The following is a 19,347-nucleotide window of genomic DNA, read 5'->3' on the forward strand; positions in this document are numbered from 1 at the left end:
TCGGGCAAACGGATGAGGCTATGGCGTCGTCGCATCGACGATGCGGCGCATCCCGCCATGACCGCCAGCCTCGCACGCCCGCGCGGGCACAGCGAAGCGGTCGCCGTGACGGTCGCACCGATTGCAACCGGAGGTCGACCATGTCCTACAGCACCCCAGACATCCGCAACATCGCCCTGGCGGGCCAAGCGGGCGCCGGCAAAACCACGTTGTTCGAAGCCCTGCTGCATGCCGGCGGCGCGATCCAGACGGCAGGCTCGGTCGACAAGGGCACCACCGTGTCCGACCACGACCCGATGGAAAAGGAGCGCAAGCACTCGATCGGCGCCGCGCTGGCTTCGATCGACGCCGGCGGCGTGCACATCAACCTCATCGACACCCCCGGCTTCCACGAATTCCGCGGCGCGACGCTGTCGGCGCTCACCGCGGTGGAAACCTGCGCGATCGTGGTCGACGCGGGCACCGGCATCGTGCACAACACGCGCCGGCTCATGGAGCGGGCCAAGCGGCGCGGCTTGTGCAGGCTGCTCATCGTCAACAAGATCGACCACGAGGGCGTCGATCTCGAAGGTCTCGTCGAAGCACTGCGCGACGAATTCGGCAAGGAGTGCCTGCCGATCAACCTGCCCGCGCGCGGCGCCAGCGGCGTGGTCGACTGCTTCTTCCAGCCACAGGGCGAAGCCGATTTCTCCTCGGTGGCGCAGGCCCACCAGCAGATCATCGACCAGGTGGTCGAGATCAACGAAAGCGTGATGGGGCACTACCTCGAGGAAGGCGAGGCGGGGCTGTCGGGCAGCGAGCTGCACGACGCATTCGAACAATGCCTGCGCGAAGGCCACCTCGTGCCGATTTGCTTCGTCTCCGCGCGCAGCGGCGTCGGCGTGAAGGAACTGCTCGACCTCGTGGCGCGACTGCTGCCCAACCCGCTCGAGGGCAACCCGCCGCCGTTCGTCAAGGGCAGTGGCGCGCAGGCCCGGCCGATCAGCGCCACCCCCAATCCCGACCTGCACGTGATCGCCGACGTGTTCAAGATCGTCAATGATCCGTTCGTCGGCAAGCTCAGCATCTTCCGCGTGCACCAGGGCACGGTACGCAAGGACACCCAGCTGTTCATCGATGACGGCAAGAAGCCGTTCAAGGTCGGCCATCTGTTCCGGCTCAGGGGCAAGGACCATGTCGAGATCGACGAGGCGGTCGCCGGTGACATCGCCGCGGTGGCCAAGGTCGAGGACATCCACTTCGACGCGGTGCTGCACGACTCGCACGACGAGGACCAGATCCACCTCGCCGCGATCGACTTTCCGCTGCCGATGTTCGGCCTGGCGGTGCAGCCCGCCCACAAGGGCCAGGAGCAGAAGCTCGCCAGCGCGCTGGCGCGACTGGGCGAGGAAGACCCCTGCTTCCGCGTCGAGCACAACAAGGAGCTCAACGAAACGATCATCCGCGGCCTGTCGGACCTGCATCTCAAGCTCATGCTCGAGCGCATGAAGGATCGCTACGGCGTGGAAGTGACCACGCGCCCGCCGCGCATTGCCTATCGCGAGACGATCGCCGCCAAGGCCGAGGGCCACCATCGGCACAAGAAACAGACCGGCGGCGCCGGCCAGTTCGGCGAGGTGTTCCTGCGCATCGAGCCGCTGCCGCGCGGTGGCGGCTTCGAATTCGTCGACGAGGTCAAGGGCGGCACGATTCCGGGCCAGTACATTCCCGCGGTCGAGAAGGGCGTGCGGCAGGTGCTCGAACAGGGCGCGATCGCCGGCCATCCACTGCAGGACGTGCGCGTGATCGTCTACGACGGCAAGTATCATCCGGTCGATTCCAAGGAAGTGGCCTTCGTGTCGGCCGGCAAGAAGGCCTTCATCGACGCCATCGCCAATGCCAAGCCGCAGGTGCTGGAACCGATCGTCAACCTCGACGTGACGGTGTCCAACGCCCACATGGGCGATGTCACGGGCGGCCTGGCCAGCAAGCGCGCGCGCATCAATGGCACCGATTCGCTGCGCGGCGGCGAGATCGTGGTCAAGGCGCAGGTGCCGCTGGCCGAAATCGTCGACTACCAGACCGAGCTCAAGGCGATGACCGGCGGCGAGGGTCGCTACACGATCGAATTCAGCCACTACGAACCGGTGCCCGCGCAGTTGCAGAAGCAGCTCGTCGAGGCGTATCGGCCGCGACCCGAGGAGGACTGAGCGCGTCGCTGCAGCGAGGTCAGCGCGGAGCCAGCAGTTCGCGCACGCTGGCTTCGAGCTGAGCGAAATCGATCGGCTTGGCGAGAAAGCGATCGGCGCCGGCGCGCTGCGCGGCCGCACGCGCATCGCTGCCGGCATCGGCCGACAGCATGAGGATGGCGCCGCGATGGCCGCGGCTGCGCAACGCGAACGCCGCCTCGGCGCCCGACATCCCGGGCAGGCGCATGTCGAGCACGACGAGGGCCGGCGCAGCGGCCAGCGCCGCGTCGATGGCGGCAGGCGCGGCGTCGAAGCAGCGCGTCTGCAGCCCGAATCCCTGCACCGTGAGCTCGAGCAACTGCGTGATGTCGGGATCGTCCTCGACGATGAACACGCAGCCCTGCAGCGGCGCGGCGGGCGGGATAGAGGCCGGCGCGGCCGCGGTGGCCGGCACCTGCACGCTGAAGCGGCTGCCGTGGCCCGGCGTCGATTCGAGTGCGAGCGTGCCATGCATCTGTTCGACGAGGCGGCGCACGATGCTGAGGCCGAGCCCGGCGCCGCGACTGCCGTGCTGGGCGCCGGCGTTGAACGGCTGGAAGATGCGGGTCTGGAACTCGGGTGCGATGCCGATGCCGGTGTCGCTGACTGCGGCGCGCAGCACCTTGCCGTCCCAGGCGAGCAGCAGCGCCACCTCGCCCTGCGCGGTGTAGCGCACGGCATTGGACAGCAGGTTGACGAGCACCTGGCGCAGCCGCAGCTCGTCGAGCCACGGTGGCGGCGCGCTCGCCGTCAGCGTGACACGCAGTTGCAGACCCTTGGCCAGCGCGAGCGGCTCGAGCAGCGTGCGGCAGTCCTCGGCCAGCGCGGCGAGGTCGACCGCCACCGGATTGAGTGCGGCGGCGCCGGCTTCGCCGCGTCCGTATTCGAGCAGGTTCTCGGCCAGCACCTGCAATTGCCCCAGATTGCGCCGCAGCGCCAGCAGCTCGCGCTGCTGCCCCGCGTCGGCTGGCAGGCCCTGCTCGAGCAGGCGCAGGCGGCCGAATGCGGCCGTCAGCGGCGTACGGAACTCGTGGCTCAGCGTCGCGATCAGCGCGTTCTTGAGCGCGTTGGCCTCGGCCAGGCGCCCACGCTGGCGCTCCAGTTCGCTGCGGATGTGCTTGAGCGCATCGATCGCCTTGCTCTTGGCATGCCCGGCCAGCGCCGCCTCGTTGGCCAGTTGCTGCTGGTCGCGTTGCGCCGCGCGGGCGGGCTCGGCGTCGAGCAGCAGCAGGTGAAACGCCTCGCCGTCGGGGATCAGGTGCACATGCACGCTGCGGCCGTTGGTCAGCTCGACGAACGGAATGGCCTGCTCCTGGTCGAGCTCGATGCCGATGAACAGGTCGCGCAGGGCGGCGATGGCGGTCTCGGCCGAGGCCAGCTCGATGCCGTACCAGTCGGGCTCGCCTTGCAGCCCGCACAGTTCCCAGCCGCTGCCGAAACTCAGCACGAGCGGATGGCTGCGATCGAGCAGGATCTCGCGCAGGCGCCGGCGCACCGGCAGCGGCAGGGCGGGCAGATCGATCACGGCACCAGGCCCGCCACGATGGCCGCGAAGGCCTGTTCGACCCCGATGCCGGTGGCGGCACTGGTCTCGATCACCGGCAGCGAGCGGCGCAGCTGCGCCAACGTCGGCGGGCCGACCTCCCAGCGCTCGACGAGATCGAACTTGTTGACCGCGAGCACCGCCGCGGCGCTGGGCAGCAGCGTACGCGCCTGCATCAGCAGATCGAGAGCCGCGGCCAGGGTGGCCTCGCGTGTGCCGTCGGCGACCAGCAGCACTGCCGCCGCGCCGCGCAGGTAGCTGGCGCTGACACCGTCCAGCGCATTGCTGCCGGCGATGTCCCACAGCACGAGCTTGACGGGATCGCGCCCGGGCCGACTGACCTCCTTGCTGTCGACCTTGACGCCGACCGTGGTCAGGTACTTGGCGGCAAACGTGCTGCGCACGAAGCGCGCCACGAGGCTGGTCTTGCCCACGCCGAAGTCGCCCAGCAGGCACACCTTGTACGGACCGGCGCTCATCGCGCGCCGTCCTCGATGCGCAGCTCGACGCGCGCGCCGCGGCGCGTGGGGTCGGCATTGACGCTGGCATCGCCCTCGGCCACCGCGTCGATGCCGCGCGCTGCCAACGCGAGCGCGAGCCAGCGCAGGCGCAGGCTGCGCACGCGCACATTGGTGTCTTCGCCGCCGCTCTCGTCCGAGCTGCCGACGCTGCGCACGCGCAGCTGCACGCCCGCCTGCGCCGCGGCCGCCTGCGCCCGGCGCAGGTCGGCGGCGAGCGCATCGACCACGGCAGCGCTGCCGGCGACCGGCTCGTCCTCGCGCGTGAAGGTGACCGTGCGCGCGGTGATTTCGCCGGCGAGGCGCGCCAGCACGGCGCGCGCGATCTCGCGTGGATCGGTTGCCGTGTGCAGCGTCGAATCCACCGCGCGCACGCCGGCGATCAGCGGCGCGCGCAGCTGCGCCGCGGCGATCCACTCCGGCGGCGCCACACCTTCGAGCCGCAGCACGCCGGCAGCGACCTGCAGGCGCACCCCGTCGGGCGGGGTCAGCAGCCGTTGCGCGCGCCGCAGCACCACTTCGTCAGCGGTAGCGACGAAGCCGGTCACCTGCAGGCGCCGGCTCGCATCGCCAAGGTCGGCAGCGTCGAGCGCCGCCTGTGGCGACACCGCATCCGGATCGAGCAGGCCATGCACCACGAGCGAGCGCCACGGTCGCGCCTCGATGCGCCCGAGCACGAAGCCGGGATGGTGCGCCAGCGTGTCCCGCAACTGGGTGAGCTGCGCCTGCCAGCGCCAGCGCTCGCTGACCCACCAGCCCAGCGCCACCAGCGCGAGCAGCAGGGCCAGCAGCAGAGGGCGACGCGACGCGCGCGGGGTGCTGCCTGCGGCCTCGTCGCGATGCGCATCGCGCAGCATCGGCAACGGCTCGATGAGCTCGCCCACGCGCGCATCGCCAGCGCGCTCGGCCAGCGGCACGTCGTCCGCCGCGGTGTGCATGAGGGCGTGGATCTCCTCGAGACGCTGCTTGAGCAGTTCGCGCAACCGCGGCGGTGGCACGCCGCGCACGAAGCAGGCCAGATTGGCCAGCGGCCCGTGTTCGACCCACACCAGCGACTCACCGACCTGGGCCGCATCGAGCACGCCACCGTCACGGCCGACCGAGTCGCCGACGAAGTCGCCCAGCGCAGTCAGCATGCCGGCGATCGCGTCGGCATCGAGCGGTGCCAGGCCCGGCGCCGAGGCGTGACGCAGCAGCAGGCCGCTGTTGCGCTCGATGAGGAACACGTGGTCGATGCCGTAGGCGAGGCGATGTCGCAACACCACCTGCGCATAGGGCACACCGCCACGCCAGGCCTCGAAGCGCCACTTGAGACCACGCAGCGTGAAGCTGCTCTCGATCGCGCCGTTGAGGTTGTCGACGAGACCGCGCAACGCCTCGGCGATGGCGCGGCGGATCATTGGCCCGATCACCGGGAACAGCGCGTCGATGATGCCCTGGCGATTGTTGTGCACCGCCTCGCCGAGTGCCTGCCCGACCGGACTGGCCAGCGCACTGGCGATGCGCGGATTGTCGGCGTTGTCGCGCAGTGCGGCGAGCGCGGCCTCGGGCAGGCGGCGCGGCAGCTCGCCCTGGCGCTGCTCGAGTTCGGCGATGCGTGCGCGCGCCGCGGCCAATGCGCGACGCTCCTCGCCCAGCAGCAGTTCGCGCAGGCGCTCGAAGTCGTCGCCCGGTGCCACCGTGCCGGTGGCGGTCGGATCCGGCGCCTGTTCCCCACCCGCGTTGGCCATGACCTGTCCTGCGCGCGGCGGATCAGGGTGTGGGCAGGTCGAAATCGCCCTTGAGGCGCAGGGCCAGTTCGGTGAGCAGCGCAGCCATGTCCTCGCGCCCGACCTTGTCGGCGCGCAGTTCGGCGCTGCTGCGCGACAGCGCGGCTTCGGCATCGCCGGCGCGGGCCGCAAAAGTGTCGTGCAGGTCGGCCAACGCGGCGCGCAGGCGCTCGTCGCTCTGCGCCACTTCGTTGCTGACACCGTCGAGCGCCTTGTTGATCTCGGCGCGGGCAGTGCGCGCGGCCTGCTGCACGCGCGATTCCAGATCGGCCACCGCGCCATTGCGGTCGTCGATCTCCTGGCGCACGAGCTTGCCCAGTTTGTCGAACTGGTCGTCGATGCGCTTTTCCATCTGCGCCAGCCGCTTGTCGGCGGCCTCGCGCATGCGCGCGAGGTCGGCTTCGAGCTTCTGGTTGAGGTCCTGGAAGCGGCGCTCGTAGTCGCGCATCTGTCCGCCGAACAGGATGTCGCGGATCTGGTCGACGTTGCGGTCCGCGCCGCCATCGGCGCCGGGCTTCTTCGGATCTGCCATGGCCATTTTCCTCCTGGGCGTGGTGGGGGTGCGCGCGCTGCGCGCCGGCGCCTTGCGTGGGGCTGGGGCCGCCTTGCCGCGGGACCTGGACTTGCCTGCGCTGGCCATCGCTCCTCCTCGCCGGATCTCAATCGACGCCGCGCCGGCCACGCATGTGACCGCCGGCTGCGCACCTGCGGACATTCTGGCAGCTTGCGCCGCGGGCGCCTAGGCGCGCCGCGCGGACCATGCCGGCGGCTGGCCCGGCGCAGGCAATGCACCACCCGCCGCCGCCCGATCGCCGTCCGGCTCAGACCTGTTCGAGCCGGTAACCGTGCTGGTAGACCGCCGTCAGCCGCCAGCCACGCTCGCCACCCAGCTCGAGCTTCTTGCGCAGCCGGCTGACGTGGGTATCGACCGTGCGCGTGGACACAGTCGCGCCGAGGTTCCACACGTGCTTGAGCAGGGCATCGCGACCGACCACGCGACCATGGCGGCGGAACAGGAAGTTGGCGAGGTCGAATTCGCGCTGGGTGAGGTCGATCGCGCGTCCATCGATCAGCACGCGCCGGCGCCGCGCGTCGATGTGGTAGGGATCGAGCACAAACCCCTCATCGTCGCCGCGCTCGCCGAGATGGCGCCGCAGCACCGCGCCGACGCGCGCGAGCAGTTCGCGCTGCTTGGGCGGCTTGACGACGTAATCGTCACCACCGCCCGACAGCGCGCGCACGATGTCGTCCTCGCTGTCGCGCACCGTGAGGAAGATGACCGGCAGGCTCGCGTTGCGCGAAGCGCGGATCGCTTCGAGCACCTCCAGACCGTTGCCGTCGGGCAGCATCCAGTCGAGCATCAGCAGATCGATCGCGTCACTGCCCTGCGCACGCCGGTATTCGGCGGCGCTGCGATAGCAGCGCACCGCATAACCGGCGCCCTGCAACCACAGTACGAGCAGGTCGGAGATGTCGGGATCGTCCTCCAGCAGGCCGATCACGACAGGCGTCTGGCTCATCGCGTTCCCTGCCGCTGGCGCATTACTCGACGACGAAATTGATGCGCATGTTGACGCGCCATTCGGTGACGCCGCCGTCGGCATCGGTCACGACCTTGATGTCGTTGACCCAGGCGCCCTTGATGTTCTTGACCGTATGCGCCATTTTGCGCAGCCCCGTTTGCACCGCATCTTCGATGCTCTTGGGCGACGAACTGCTCAGCTCGATGACCTTCGACACGGACATGACGGACTCCTTCTGCAGCACCAAGAAACCGCTCATGGAGGCCTGTTCACGCGGCCTGACCATGCGATCAGTGGACTATAGCAGCGCGGGCGGCCCTCCCCCAATCGAGGCAGCGTGGCGCGCGGCCGGCGCCGGGCGCGGCAGATAGCGCAGCCATACCAGAAACGCGACCAGCGCATCGAGCACGATCAGCGCCTGCCACAGGTAGAGGTGGAACCAGTCGAACCAGGTGCGGTTCCACTGACCGAGGTAGAACAGGCTGATGATGCGCACCAGGTTGAGCGCCTGGATCGCCACGAAGCCCAGTCCGATGCCGATCAGGCGATGGCGCCACGGCGCCGGAAACGCCAGCATCGCGGCGACGAGGATGATCATGGCCTCGACACCGTTGCAGCCGCGCTCGATCGAAATGGCGAAACTGCTGGCGGTGGTGTGCAGTTCCTTGCCGATCGAATAGGCGTGCGGGTCGAACAGGCCGACCAGCCACACGCTGACACGCGCGATCGCGCTCGTGAACGGCTCGATCACATGCGTCTCGACCGGCTGCAGCAGCTCGGCCACGAACAGCGTGGCGAGGATCAGCACGAACAAGACGATGAAACGCAGCATGTGAGGTGCACGCGGGGCGGGATGCGCAGCATAAGCCGTCACCGCAGTGCTGGCCACAGCAGGCCGGCCACGTTTGCTAGCATCGCAGGATGAATCCCGCAGCCAACCTGTTCCTCGTCGGCCCGATGGGCGCCGGCAAAAGCACGGTCGGCCGGCTCGTCGCCGACCGCCTGGGGCTGGCCTTCGTCGACCTCGACCACGAGATCGAGGCACGCAGCGGCGCCGCGATTGCGCTCATCTTCGAGCTGGAGGGCGAGGCCGGGTTCCGCGCGCGCGAGTGCGCCGCGCTGGCCGATTGCACGGCGCGCGAGGGTATCGTGCTGGCCACCGGTGGCGGCGCGATCCTCGACCCGACCAACCGCGAGCTGCTGCGCAGGCGCGGCTACGTGGCATGGCTCGACGCCGATGTCGAGACCCAGCTTGCCAGGCTGGCGCGTGACCGCAGCCGACCGTTGCTGCGCGCCGTCGATCGGCGCGAACGCCTCGTGGCGCTGGCGGCCGAGCGCAACCTGCTGTATGCACAGGTCGCCGATCTGCAGTTGCCCTCGCGCAGCCGGCGCAACAGCGCACAGGCGGCGCAGGAACTGTTGGCACAGTTGGCGCAGCAATGGCAGCGCCAAGGCCACGGAGTTCCCGCATGAGCGCCGTGCGTACGCTCGATGTCGCTCTTGGCGCACGCAGTTACCCGATCTGGATCGGCGCCGGCCTGCTGGCCGACAGCGCGCGCTGGCGCGCGCCGATCCGCGGCCGCCACGTGCTGGTGGTTACCAACACCACGGTGGCAGCGCTGTACCTGCAGCGCGTGCTGGCGGGCCTGGCCGGCCTGCAGCATGCCCATCTCGTGCTGCCCGACGGCGAGGCCCACAAGACGCTCGATGCCAGTGGCCAGATCTTTGCCGCGCTGGCCGCACTCGGTGCCAGCCGCGACGCCACGATCCTGGCCCTCGGCGGCGGCGTGATCGGCGATCTGGCCGGGTTTGCCGCCGCCTCCTGGATGCGCGGCATCGACTTCATCCAGATGCCGACCACCCTGCTGGCGATGGTCGATTCCTCGGTCGGAGGCAAGACCGGCGTCAACCTGCCGCAAGGCAAGAATCTCGTCGGCGCCTTCCACCAGCCCCGCGCCGTGGTGGCCGACACCGGCACGCTGGCCACCCTGCCGGTGCGCGAGTACCGCGCCGGGCTCGCCGAGGTGGTCAAGTACGGCGCCATCAACGACGCCGCGTTCTTCGCCTGGCTCGAAGTCCATGCCGACGCACTCGTGGCCCGCGACGAGGCTGCCCTCGCCGCCGCGATCCAGGCCAGCTGCCGCGCCAAGTCGGCCATCGTCGCCCGCGACGAGCACGAACGTGGCGAGCGCGCGCTGCTCAATTTCGGCCACAGCTTCGGCCATGCGCTGGAAACGGTGGCCGGCTACGGCACGCTGCTGCACGGCGAGGCCGTCGCGATCGGCATGCTGCAGGCGGCCACGCTGTCGACGCGGCTGGGCCGTGCCGATGCCGCCGACGCGACCCGCCTGGCGCGACTGCTGACGCGCCTGGGCCTGCCCGTGCAGGCGCCGCCGCTCGACGCCGCGGCGCTGCTCGCCGCGATGCGGCTCGACAAGAAGAACGAGGGTGGCCGCCTGCGCCTCATCCTGTGGCGCGGCATCGGCCAGGCCGAAATCGTCGACGCGGTGGCCGAGGACGAGGTCGCTGCGGTGCTGGCCGGCAGCTGATCGCGGCGCCACGACGCAGGCTCCGGCCGCCTGGGCGGCCGGAGCTGCGCGGATATCAGAACTTGTAGGCGAAGCGCGCGAACCAGGACGCGCCATTGAGACCGAACTGCACCGCGTCGTACATGAAGCCGTTGTCGGTCTCGTCCGGATCCTGGCGGGTCGGGAACTGATCGAAGATGTTCTGGCCGCCGATCGTCAGCTTGGCATTCGCGTTGAAGTTGTAGGTCAGGCTGACGTCGGCCGATGTCTTGCTGGCATAGCGCGCATTGGGCACCGGCGGGCCCGAGAACGTGCCCAGCGTCATCGGACCGAAGTAGATGACCTTGAGGTCGGTTTCCCAGGCGCCGAAGGTGTAGTCGAAGCCGAGCACGGCCTTCGAGTGCGGCGCGCCGTTCTCGATGAACAGGCGGTCGCGTTCACCGAGCAGCGAATCCTCGCGTCCGACCAGCGAGGCTGGCGTATGCACGCGCTTGACCTCGGTGATCGAGCGATTGAAGCCGAGGAAGCTCTCGAGCCGCCCGTCGCCCAGATCCATCGCGTGGCTGATGGTCAGGTCCAGACCCTGCGTGCGCGTATCGACCGAGTTGACGAAGAACTGGGCCTCGCCCACGCCGAGCTGTTCGAGGATCGCGCCGATATCGGGATCGGAGGTGTCGAAGCGACCGCTCAGCACGATGCGGTCGTCGATGTCGATGCGATAGCCGTCGAGCGTGACCGACAGCGCATCAGTCGGCTTCCAGGTGAAGCCGAGCGTCGCGTTGCGTGACTTTTCTTCCTTGAGGTCGGGGATGCCCGCCGCGCGCGCGATCGTGCCGCCGTTGGGCGCCAGCACCACATCGACCGGCTGGCCGCTGACGAAGTCGGTGAAGGTCGAGGAGAAGTAGCGCTGCTGCAACGATGGCGCCCGGAAGCCCGTGCTGAACGAACCACGCAGCAGGAACTGGTCGGTGACGCGGAACGCGCCGGCGAGCTTGCCGATCGTGGTCGAGCCGAAATCGCTGTAGCGCTCGTGGCGCACGGCCTGGTCGGTCATGAAGCGGTCGGTCCAGTCGATTTCGACGTCGCCGTACACGGCCCAGCTGTTGCGGCTCTTGTCGGTGGCGTCGCCGGGCTGGAAGCCGGGGAAGCCCTGGCTGCCCGCATTGCCGCCGCCGGGACCGTCCATGTCGATGTACGAACCCGGTTCGCCGGCGAAGATCTGGTAGTTCTCGCGGCGGAACTCGCCACCGAAGGCGACGTTGGCGCCCTGCATGAAGCCATCGAAGAAGCGCGAGAAGTCGAGGTTGGTGGTGGCCTGCGAGAACGAGAAGCCGCCCGCGTAGAAGTGGTCGGGGCTGATGCCGGTGCCGCCGTGCTCGAGATCGTAATTGGCGATCGACGCGTTGAGCGTGTGGCGGATCGTGTCGTTGAGCTTGTTGTAGCCGAACGTCTGCGAGGCATCGACGCGCCAGTCGTTCCAGTTCCACCAGATGCCGGCGCTGGCATGACGGTCCTGGATGTAGGGATCGATGAACGGCACGAAGCCGCCCGGATACATCGCCGCCGAATTGCGCGAGGGGATGTCATCCGAGCCGATGCCACCGCGCGCGAATGCCGCCGAGGATGCGTCGCGGTTCTGGATGCCCGCGTTGAAGTAGAAATGTGCACTGTCGCCGAACGGGATGTCGCCGTTGGCGTAGAAGGTGCCGTTCTTGACTGCGGTGTCGCCGATGATGCGCAGCGGATCGGCAGCGGTGGCACGGTTGGAACGGCCGCGGTCGAGGTATTCGCCGGTCAGCGCGATGACGCCCTGATTGCCGACCGCGAAGCCGCAATACCCCGAACCGAGGTAGTTCTCGCCGTCGCCGCGCGTGTACTGGCCGTAGCCGACCACCGCTTCGCAGCCGAGCTTGCGCTTGAGGGCGATGTTGATCACGCCGGCGATGGCGTCCGAACCGTACTGTGCGGCCGCGCCATCGCGCAGGATCTCGACATTGTCGATGGCCAGCATCGGAATCGTGTTGAGGTCGGCACCGGTGTTGCCGCGGTTGCGCGCCCCGAACAGGTTGACCAGCGCGCTCGAATGCAGGCGCTTGCCGTTGACGAGGACGAGGGTCTGGTCCGAACCGAGCCCGCGCAGCGCGGCCGAGTCGACCGAGTCGGCGTTATCGGCGCCGGTCTGGCGGCCCGAGATGAACGAGGGCGCGGCGTATTCGAGCGTCTGCGCGAGATCGAACGAGGCGCCCTGGTCAGCCGCCTTGCCCATCGGCAGCACATCGACCGGCACCGGTGTCTCGGTCTCCGAGGAGCGGTCGTAACGGCGCGACCCGAGCACCACGATGCCTTCGAGCTCGGTGGCCTTGTCGCTCGTCCTGTCGCCCTGCGGCGCGGCCGTCTGCGCGTGCAGCGGAGTGGTGCCCAGCGTGCTGCCCAGGCCGAAGATGGCGGCGCTGAGTGCCATCCAGATACGCGACCGTGCCATACGTCTCTCCAACGAATTTTTAAGGTTCGTAGCCTACCCGGTTCGCGCGCTGGCCGACAAGGCGGGGGGGCTGCGACAACATGCCGCACTGGGCTGACGCCCTGCGGATGGCCCGGCTACAATCCCGCGCTCACCATGCGCGTCTTCATGCAAACCCCGGCCGCGGGCGCCGATGTCCCGCGCTACTACCAGCTCGTGCTCGAGCAGGACCTGCTCGGCGGCTGGACCTTGTTCCGTGAATGGGGCCAGCAGGGCGCCCACCGCGCGAGCAGCAAACGCGAGCAGTTTCTCGAGCGCGACGCGGCACTGGCGGCGTTCGAGCGCGCGCGCGATGCCCAGCTCGGTCGCGGCTTCCGCGTCATGTTCAGCCAGGGCTTCGATGGCCCGCGCTAGGCGGCGCGCCGCCCGCCTGCGCCCGACCGCATCAACCCACTCGCAGGCACCGCTGTCGCGTGCCTGCCTCGACGAGGCCTCTGCATGACCCCGACCGACCATCGCTTCCTGCGCGCGCTGCGGCGCGAGAGCGTCGACGCCACGCCGATCTGGATCATGCGTCAGGCGGGGCGCTACCTGCCCGAGTATCGCGCCACGCGGGCCCGGGCCGGCAGCTTCCTCGCGCTCGCGCAAACGCCCGAGCTGGCCTGCGAAGTCACCTTGCAACCGCTGCGCCGCTTCGCGCTCGACGCCGCGATCCTGTTCTCCGACATCCTCACCGTGCCCGATGCGATGGGCCTGGGGCTGCAGTTCGTCGAGGGCGAAGGCCCCAAGTTCGCGCGCCCGCTGCGCGATGCGGCGGCGATCCGCGCGCTCGGCGTGCCCGATCCCGAAACGAGCCTGCGCTATGTGATGGACGCGGTGCGCCTGATCCGCCACGAACTCGCCGACCGCGCGCCGCTGATCGGCTTCGCCGGCAGCCCGTGGACACTGGCCTGCTACATGATCGAGGGCGCCGGCTCGGCAAGCTTTGCCCGCGCCAAGGCGCTCGCGCTGCAGGACCCGGCGCTCATGCACCACCTGCTCGACGTGCTGGCGCGCAGCGTGGCCACCTACCTGGCCGCGCAGGCAGCCGCCGGCGCGCAGGCGCTGATGGTGTTCGACACCTGGGGCGGCCTGCTGGCGCCGGCGATGTTTCGCGAGTTCTCGCTGCGCTGGCTCGACCAGATCGTCGCGCAGTTGCGCACGCTGGCACCGGGCCTGCCGGTGATCCTGTTCGCGAAAGGCGCCCATGCGCATCTGGAAGGCCTCGCCGACAGCGGTTGCGCCGCGCTGGGCCTGGACTGGACCATCGACATCGCCGAGGCGCGCACGCGTGTCGGCGAGCGGGTGGCGCTGCAGGGCAACCTCGATCCGGCCGTGCTGGCCGCCAGCCCCGATGCGATCCGCGCGCAGGCACGTGCCGTACTCGACGGCTTCGGTCCGCATCCCGGCCACATCTTCAACCTCGGCCACGGCATCACGCCCGACATCGACCCCGAGCATGTGAGCGTGCTCGTCGATGCGGTGCATGCGCTGAGCCGGCGCGGCTGAGGTCGGCGCGGCCCGCTCAGCTTCGCCGCGGCGTCATGCCGTCCCCGCACACCTCGGCGATCGCGGCGGCGAGCAGCGCGCCGGTCAGCGGCTTGCGCAGCAGCGCGTTCATGCCGGCGGCTCGGACCTGCGCTTCCTCGTCACCGACCGAGCGCGCGGTGACCGCGATGAGCGGCAGCGTCGGCGCGATGCCGGCGCGGATCATGCGCGCCAGTTGCAGGCCGTCGATGCCCGGCAGGTCGAGATCGAGCAGGGCCAGCTCGCAGTTCCCGCTCTTGAGCTCGGCCAGCGCGGCCAGGCCGTTGTCGACATGGCGCACGCGATGCCCGAGCTTGGCCAGCAGGCCAGCGATGACCTGCCCCACCGTCGCATCGTCCTCGACCAGCAGCACCGACAGCGTGCGTCCGCTCGGCGCGGCCGCAGGCGCAGGCTCCGCCGCCACGACCTCGCGGATCGGCAAGCTCAGCACGAAGCGACTGCCCTGCCCGGGGCTGCTCGTCACGGTCAGCGCGCCGTCCATGAGTGCCGCAAGGTCGCGGCTGATGGCGAGCCCCAACCCGCTGCCGCCATGCCGGCTGGCGATGCCCGCGGCCTGCTCGAAACGCGTGAACAATCGCTCGAGCTGCGCCGCGGTCATGCCGGGGCCGGTGTCGGCGACCACGAAGCGCAGGTCGGCGTCGATGCGTTCGAGGCTGAGGTCGACGCGGCCGCGCTCGGTGAACTTGAGCGCATTGCCGACAAGGTTGAGCAGGATCTGCTCGATGCGCAGCGCATCACCCTCGATGCGGGCGGGTACGCCCGCTCCGATCTGCAAGCCCAGTTCGAGCCCCTTGCGCACCGCGAGCGGGCGCTGCAACTGCGCCACCGCGCGCAGCAACGCGGCCGGATCGAGCGGCTGTCGCTCCAGCAGCAGCCGGCCGGCCTCGATGCGGGCGAGGTCGAGGCTGTCGTTGACGATGCGCAGCAGCAGCTCGCCCGACTGGTGGATGGCGCCGACATAACCACGCTGGCGCTCGTCGAGCGGTGTCGCCAGCAACAGCTCGCTCATGCCGAGCACGCCGGTCATCGGCGTGCGGATCTCGTGGCCCATGTTGGCAAGGAAGGTCGACTTGGCTTCGCTGACCTGTTCACTCGCGCGGCGCAGCTCCTCGGCCAGCTCGAGCGCATGGCGCCGCCGCACGCGCTCGCGCCAGCCGCGCAGCGCGACCAGCAGCAGACCGCCACCAGCCAGCACATACAGCGCATAGGCCATCGGCGTATCCCATGGCGCGCGGGCCACCCGCACGATGAGCGGCGCCGGCAGCTCCACCACGTTGCCGCTGCCACTGCGCGCGCGCACCTGCAGCCGGTAGCGACCGGGTGGCAGGCGCGACCAGATGCGCTCGCCGTTGTCGGCCACGGTCCACTCTTCCTCCAGACCGTCGAGGCGGAACTGATAGCGCGTCGATAGCGGATCGACGTAGCTCAACGCACGGGCCCGCACGCGCAGGTTGCTGTCGTCGTGCGCCAGCTCGAGCGCCTGCGCCGGATCGAGGTCGAGCGTGTGCCCGTTGCGCTGCACATCGAGCGTGGTGAGGCGCAGCAGCGGTGGCCGCACATCGCTGCGCAACGCGCTCGGATCGAACGCGAGCACGCCACCGAGCGTGCCCGCGAACAGGTTGCCCTCGGCATCGGCAACCAGCGCCCCGCCGAGGAACTCCTGGCTCGGCAGGCCTTCGTGGAGATCGAACTTGCGCACCTCGCGCGTGTGCGGATCGACGCGGAACAGGCCGCGCAGGGACGTGATCCACAGCGCGCCATCGCGCCCCACCAGCAACGCCGCCGCCTTGAGCGCGGGCCAGTCGGCGCCGACCGCAACCGACTGCAGCGGCACCAACTGGTCGCGCTCGACGCGATAGGACTGCAACGCGCCGAGCCACTCGTGTACCCACAACGTGCCGTCGGGTGCGAACGCCAACGCATCGACGGCGCCGCCGTGCGCCCCCGCCACCGGCCCGAACGCATCGCGCGCAGGGTCGTGGCGTTCGATGCCGCCGAGCGTGGCCAGCCACGGCACGTCGTTGGCGTCGAGCACGAGCGCCAGCACGTCGGCATTGCCGAGCGTGCGCGTCGCCGGCAGGTAGCGGCGCTGCACGCGTGGCGGTTCGCCGACGATGCGGGCGATGCCGCCGCCGTGGGCGCTCACCCACAGGCTGCCGTCGCGCGCCAATGCCATGCGATCGATGAAACCCGGCGGCAGCGCATCGTCGCGGCGCAGGTCGACCGCGATGTCCACGCTCGCGCCGCTGCCCAGCGACTGCCGGCGCAGGCCGCGCTGGAAGCCGAGCCACAGGGTGTCGGCATCGGCCACCAGCAGCGCGGTCAGGCGCTGGCGGCCGATGCGCAGGCGCTCGCCATGGCGTTCGATCACGCCGGTGGCGCGGTCGATGCGATCGATGCCGTCGTTGCCGGTGCCGACCCATACCGCGCGCATGCCGTCGATCGCGAGTGCCCGCGCCCGCGCATGGGTGAGGCTCGCCGCGGTGCCGGGCAGATGGCGGAACACGGCGAAGTTGCGCCAGTGCGGCGGCAGCCGCGCCAGGCCACCGTCGAACAGCGAGAACCACACGCCGCCCTCGCGGTCGGCCATCACGTCCATCGTGTTGGTGCCTGGGTAGGAGCCGGTGATGGCCTCGTCGCCGCCATGCCGCATGAGGCGGCCATCGGCGTCGATGTGTGCCACGCCGGTGAGCAGGCCGATCCACAGGTCGCCGTCGCCACCGCGCGCGAACGAGGTCGCCGCCAGCGGCGGTGTCGCGCTGCCGAGCTCGCGATCGAACCGCAGGTCGCCACCGATGCGGAACACGCCCTTGCGCGTGCCGACGATCGCACCGTCGCCGTCGGCGCCCAGGCCCAGCACGGTGGATGGTCCGGGACGCTCCTGCAAGGCCGGAATGTCGACATGCACGATGCGCCCATCGGCCTCGCGCACGTCGAGCCCTGCATCGGTGCCGATCCACAGCCGGCCCGAAGCAGGCGCGAGCAGCGCATACACGCTGCTCGAGCGCAGCGTGCCGGCGTCCTCCTCGTCGTGGTCGACGTGGCTGAAGCCACCATCGGCATCGAGGCGGCTGACGCCGCCATCGTAGGTGCCGACCCAGATCGCGCCGCTGGCGTCCTGCACGATCGTGCTGAGGTCGTCGCTGGCCAGCGAGCGCAGGTCGCCGGCGCGGTGGCGCCAATGGCGGAAGCGCGTGCCATCGGGCTCGAGTCGATTGAGACCCGACGCCTCGCCGCCACACCACAGCCGGCCATCGCGATCGACCAGCAACGCCGACACGTCATTGGAGGCAATCGAAGCCGGCTCGGCCGGATCGTGGCGATAGATGCGGAAGTCGACACCATCGTAGCGGGCCAGGCCATCCTGGCTGCCGATCCAGATGAAGCCGTCGTGGTCCTGCACGGCCTTGTACACCACGCTCGATGGCAGGCCGTCGTTGACGCGCATCGACACGAACTGCGGCGGCGCCGGCGGCACGCCGGCCTGCGCCAGCATTCCCAGCATCAGCAGCGGCATGACTAGCAGGCGGCGCATGCTCCCCTCCCTGCGCGCGATACTGCCACGCAATGGCGCCGCGGTCAGGTGGCGCGCCCGCTGCCGGCCAACCTGGCCGCGACGCTGGCATAGAATCGGCGCATGCCCAGCTCCCGCCTGCCTCTGCGTCTCGTGCTGCTTGCCGCGCTTGCGATTGCCGCCGCCTTGCTGCTCGGCTTCGTGGTCGCCACGCTCAACAACCTGCTCGAGTTCTACGCGCGCGTCGCCGCGTTGCCGGTGTGGCTGCGGCTGCCGCTGCTCGTGCTCGGCGCCGTGCTGGTCAGCGGCATCGGCTACCTGCTGTGGCGCCTAGCGCGTCCCGCGCGCGGCCGTTCGACGCTGGCCACCACGCCAGCATTGTCGCGCGACGAAGTTGCGGCGCGCGTCGATGCACTGCGCGAGCGCGCCGTCGACACCAGCGCGCTGCAGGCGGAGCTGACCGAACTCGACCGCCGCCGCGACAGCGGCGAGCTCTACGTCGCGCTGTTCGGCGAGATCTCGAGCGGCAAATCGAGCCTGATCCGCGCGCTCGCGCCGCAGGCGGCGGTCGACGTCGACGTGCGCGGCGGCACCACCACGAGCGTCAGCCTGCACCACGGCCAGCTCGCCGATGGCCGCACGCTGGTGCTGGCCGACGTGCCCGGCAGCAACGAGGTCGATGGTGCGCCACGCGAACAGTTGGCGCGCGCCGAGGCGCTGCGCGCGCATGTGGTGGTGTACCTGACCGACGGCGACATCGGCCGCGCCCAGGACCATGAACTGCGCTGGCTGGCACAGTTCGGCAAGCCACTCGTGCTTGCGCTCAACAAGGCCGATGCCTACGACGCGGGCGAGCGCGCCGCGCTGCTGGCACGGCTGGGCGAGCGCTACCGCAGCTGCACCCGCGCCATCGTCGCGATCAGCGCAGGCGGCAGCGAGCGCTACGAGCGCGTGCTCGCCGATGGGCGACGCGAGCGCGTCGAACGCGAGCGCGTGCCCGACATCGCGGCGCTGACCGCGGCGCTGGCGCGCGTCACCGCCGGCGGTGCCATCGCGCTCGAGGGCGCCCGCGAAGCAGCAGTGCTGGCCGAGGTCGGCCGCCGCGGCGACGAACTCGCGCGCGCCGCGGCAGCGGACGAGGCCGAGCTCGCGATCGGCAAGTACACGCGGCGCGCCGTGGTCGGCGCGCTCGCCGCGGTGGCGCCGGGCAGCGACATCCTGATCCAGGGCGCACTCGCCACCGGTCTCGTGCGCGAGCTGGCGCGCATCCACGGCGTCGCCGTGCGCGAGATCGACATCGAAGCGATGCTCGGGCGCGTAGGCCTCACCGTGCGCAGCACGGGCGCGCTCGTGCTCGCGATCGTCGGCAATGCGCTCAAGGCGTTCCCTGGCCTTGGCACGCTCGGTGGTGGCGTGCTGCACGCGATCGCCTACGGTCTGGTGTTCGACAGCCTCGGCCACGCCTTGGCCGACACGCTGGCCGCACATGCCGCGCTCGATGCCGCCGACGTCCAGACGCGGCTGCGTGCGCTGCTGGCACAACCGCCGCGCGAACGCATCGAGCGCGTCACGCGCCTCGCGCTGGAGGCACTGCGCGAACGCGAGGCACGGCCGCCCGATCGCGCCGAGTGAGCGCGCCGCCGCGCGGCAGCCACCCGACCGGGCCGACGCACCGCAACGCAGTGTTCACGGCCGGG

General features: G+C 70.2%; 16 protein-coding genes. 7 read left to right on the plus strand and 9 right to left on the minus strand.

The window, feature by feature from the left end; all coding sequences use genetic code 11:
- Positions 1–140: 140 nt before the first annotated feature.
- Complete coding sequence (gene fusA / locus KF903_RS09525) at positions 141–2,189, plus strand: elongation factor G (RefSeq protein WP_291214027.1); 2,049 nt, start codon at positions 141–143, stop codon at positions 2,187–2,189.
- A 19-nt stretch (positions 2,190–2,208) separates the two neighbouring features.
- Here the strand turns inward: fusA and KF903_RS09530 are convergent, their stop codons facing one another.
- Genes KF903_RS09530 through KF903_RS09545 form a run of 4 tightly spaced genes read right to left on the minus strand, consistent with a single transcriptional unit; the run spans position 2,209 to position 6,569 of the window.
- Positions 2,209–3,732 carry an ATP-binding protein gene (locus KF903_RS09530; RefSeq protein ID WP_291214029.1) on the minus strand — a complete coding sequence of 508 codons (1,524 nt, stop codon included), beginning with the start codon at positions 3,730–3,732 and terminating at the stop codon, positions 2,209–2,211.
- Positions 3,729–4,229: a Rab family GTPase gene (locus KF903_RS09535; protein ID WP_291214031.1), complete on the minus strand. Its 501-nt coding sequence runs from the start codon at positions 4,227–4,229 to the stop codon at positions 3,729–3,731. Before KF903_RS09535 ends, KF903_RS09530 begins: the two co-directional genes overlap by 4 nt.
- Positions 4,226–5,998, minus strand: coding sequence for a hypothetical protein (locus tag KF903_RS09540; RefSeq protein WP_291214033.1), 1,773 nt, complete (start codon positions 5,996–5,998; stop codon positions 4,226–4,228). The genes KF903_RS09535 and KF903_RS09540 overlap by 4 nt, the downstream gene beginning before the upstream one ends.
- Before the next feature lie 22 nt (positions 5,999–6,020).
- On the minus strand, positions 6,021–6,569 hold the full coding sequence (locus tag KF903_RS09545) for a hypothetical protein (RefSeq protein WP_291214035.1): 549 nt from the start codon (positions 6,567–6,569) through the stop codon (positions 6,021–6,023).
- Here KF903_RS09545 and KF903_RS09550 point away from each other — a divergent pair.
- Positions 6,568–6,780, plus strand: a complete 213-nt coding sequence (locus KF903_RS09550; RefSeq protein ID WP_291214037.1) for a hypothetical protein — start codon at positions 6,568–6,570, stop codon at positions 6,778–6,780. The two genes, KF903_RS09545 and KF903_RS09550, sit on opposite strands and share 2 nt — an antisense overlap.
- A 78-nt stretch (positions 6,781–6,858) precedes the next feature.
- On the opposite strand, the gene KF903_RS09555 is transcribed toward KF903_RS09550, so the two are convergent.
- From KF903_RS09555 to xrtH, 3 genes are all read right to left on the minus strand, one after another.
- Positions 6,859–7,557, minus strand: coding sequence for a response regulator transcription factor (locus KF903_RS09555; protein ID WP_291214039.1), 699 nt, complete (start codon positions 7,555–7,557; stop codon positions 6,859–6,861).
- Between the two features lie 22 nt (positions 7,558–7,579).
- Entirely contained in the window at positions 7,580–7,783 is a 204-nt protein-coding gene (locus KF903_RS09560; RefSeq protein ID WP_291214041.1) for a dodecin family protein, read from the minus strand.
- A gap of 75 nt (positions 7,784–7,858) precedes the next feature.
- Entirely contained in the window at positions 7,859–8,392 is a 534-nt protein-coding gene (xrtH, locus tag KF903_RS09565) for an exosortase H (RefSeq protein ID WP_291214043.1), read from the minus strand.
- A gap of 89 nt (positions 8,393–8,481) precedes the next feature.
- Between xrtH and KF903_RS09570 the strand changes: the two genes are divergently transcribed.
- Positions 8,482–9,033: a shikimate kinase gene (locus KF903_RS09570; protein WP_291214044.1), complete on the plus strand. Its 552-nt coding sequence runs from the start codon at positions 8,482–8,484 to the stop codon at positions 9,031–9,033.
- Positions 9,030–10,109: a 3-dehydroquinate synthase gene (gene aroB, locus KF903_RS09575; protein ID WP_291214046.1), complete on the plus strand. Its 1,080-nt coding sequence runs from the start codon at positions 9,030–9,032 to the stop codon at positions 10,107–10,109. The genes KF903_RS09570 and aroB overlap by 4 nt, the downstream gene beginning before the upstream one ends.
- 55 nt (positions 10,110–10,164) lie before the next feature.
- Here the strand turns inward: aroB and KF903_RS09580 are convergent, their stop codons facing one another.
- Positions 10,165–12,570 (minus strand): TonB-dependent receptor, encoded by a 2,406-nt coding sequence (locus KF903_RS09580; RefSeq protein ID WP_291214048.1) that lies wholly within the window; start codon positions 12,568–12,570, stop codon positions 10,165–10,167.
- A gap of 135 nt (positions 12,571–12,705) precedes the next feature.
- Here KF903_RS09580 and KF903_RS09585 point away from each other — a divergent pair, with 135 nt between their 5' ends.
- Positions 12,706–12,963, plus strand: a complete 258-nt coding sequence (locus KF903_RS09585) for a WGR domain-containing protein (RefSeq protein WP_291214050.1) — start codon at positions 12,706–12,708, stop codon at positions 12,961–12,963.
- Positions 12,964–13,047: 84 nt separating this feature from the next.
- On the plus strand, positions 13,048–14,097 hold the full coding sequence (hemE, locus tag KF903_RS09590) for a uroporphyrinogen decarboxylase (protein WP_291214052.1): 1,050 nt from the start codon (positions 13,048–13,050) through the stop codon (positions 14,095–14,097).
- 16 nt (positions 14,098–14,113) lie between these two features.
- Here the strand turns inward: hemE and KF903_RS09595 are convergent, their stop codons facing one another.
- Positions 14,114–17,671 (minus strand): hybrid sensor histidine kinase/response regulator, encoded by a 3,558-nt coding sequence (locus KF903_RS09595; RefSeq protein ID WP_291214054.1) that lies wholly within the window; start codon positions 17,669–17,671, stop codon positions 14,114–14,116.
- A gap of 102 nt (positions 17,672–17,773) precedes the next feature.
- On the opposite strand from KF903_RS09595, the gene KF903_RS09600 reads away from it, so the two are divergent.
- Entirely contained in the window at positions 17,774–19,282 is a 1,509-nt protein-coding gene (locus tag KF903_RS09600; protein WP_291214056.1) for a GTPase, read from the plus strand.
- Positions 19,283–19,347: the final 65 nt, after the last annotated feature.

It is taken from the genome of Dokdonella sp. (assembly GCF_019634845.1).
In the GTDB taxonomy this organism is placed as follows: Bacteria; Pseudomonadota; Gammaproteobacteria; order Xanthomonadales; family Rhodanobacteraceae; genus Dokdonella_A.

Excerpts from the sequence above, each read along its gene's own strand:
- fusA (WP_291214027.1), top strand. The coding sequence starts at position 141 with ATGTCCTACAGCACCCCAGACATCCGCAACATCGCCCTGGCGGGCCAA.
- KF903_RS09535 (WP_291214031.1), bottom strand. The coding sequence starts at position 4,229 with ATGAGCGCCGGTCCGTACAAGGTGTGCCTGCTGGGCGACTTCGGCGTG.
- KF903_RS09540 (WP_291214033.1), bottom strand. The coding sequence starts at position 5,998 with ATGGCCAACGCGGGTGGGGAACAGGCGCCGGATCCGACCGCCACCGGC.
- KF903_RS09550 (WP_291214037.1), top strand. The coding sequence starts at position 6,568 with ATGGCCATTTTCCTCCTGGGCGTGGTGGGGGTGCGCGCGCTGCGCGCC.
- KF903_RS09545 (WP_291214035.1), bottom strand. The coding sequence starts at position 6,569 with ATGGCAGATCCGAAGAAGCCCGGCGCCGATGGCGGCGCGGACCGCAAC.
- KF903_RS09555 (WP_291214039.1), bottom strand. The coding sequence starts at position 7,557 with ATGAGCCAGACGCCTGTCGTGATCGGCCTGCTGGAGGACGATCCCGAC.
- KF903_RS09560 (WP_291214041.1), bottom strand. The coding sequence starts at position 7,783 with ATGTCCGTGTCGAAGGTCATCGAGCTGAGCAGTTCGTCGCCCAAGAGC.
- xrtH (WP_291214043.1), bottom strand. The coding sequence starts at position 8,392 with ATGCTGCGTTTCATCGTCTTGTTCGTGCTGATCCTCGCCACGCTGTTC.
- KF903_RS09570 (WP_291214044.1), top strand. The coding sequence starts at position 8,482 with ATGAATCCCGCAGCCAACCTGTTCCTCGTCGGCCCGATGGGCGCCGGC.
- aroB (WP_291214046.1), top strand. The coding sequence starts at position 9,030 with ATGAGCGCCGTGCGTACGCTCGATGTCGCTCTTGGCGCACGCAGTTAC.
- KF903_RS09580 (WP_291214048.1), bottom strand. The coding sequence starts at position 12,570 with ATGGCACGGTCGCGTATCTGGATGGCACTCAGCGCCGCCATCTTCGGC.
- KF903_RS09585 (WP_291214050.1), top strand. The coding sequence starts at position 12,706 with ATGCGCGTCTTCATGCAAACCCCGGCCGCGGGCGCCGATGTCCCGCGC.
- hemE (WP_291214052.1), top strand. The coding sequence starts at position 13,048 with ATGACCCCGACCGACCATCGCTTCCTGCGCGCGCTGCGGCGCGAGAGC.
- KF903_RS09595 (WP_291214054.1), bottom strand. The coding sequence starts at position 17,671 with ATGCGCCGCCTGCTAGTCATGCCGCTGCTGATGCTGGGAATGCTGGCG.
- KF903_RS09600 (WP_291214056.1), top strand. The coding sequence starts at position 17,774 with ATGCCCAGCTCCCGCCTGCCTCTGCGTCTCGTGCTGCTTGCCGCGCTT.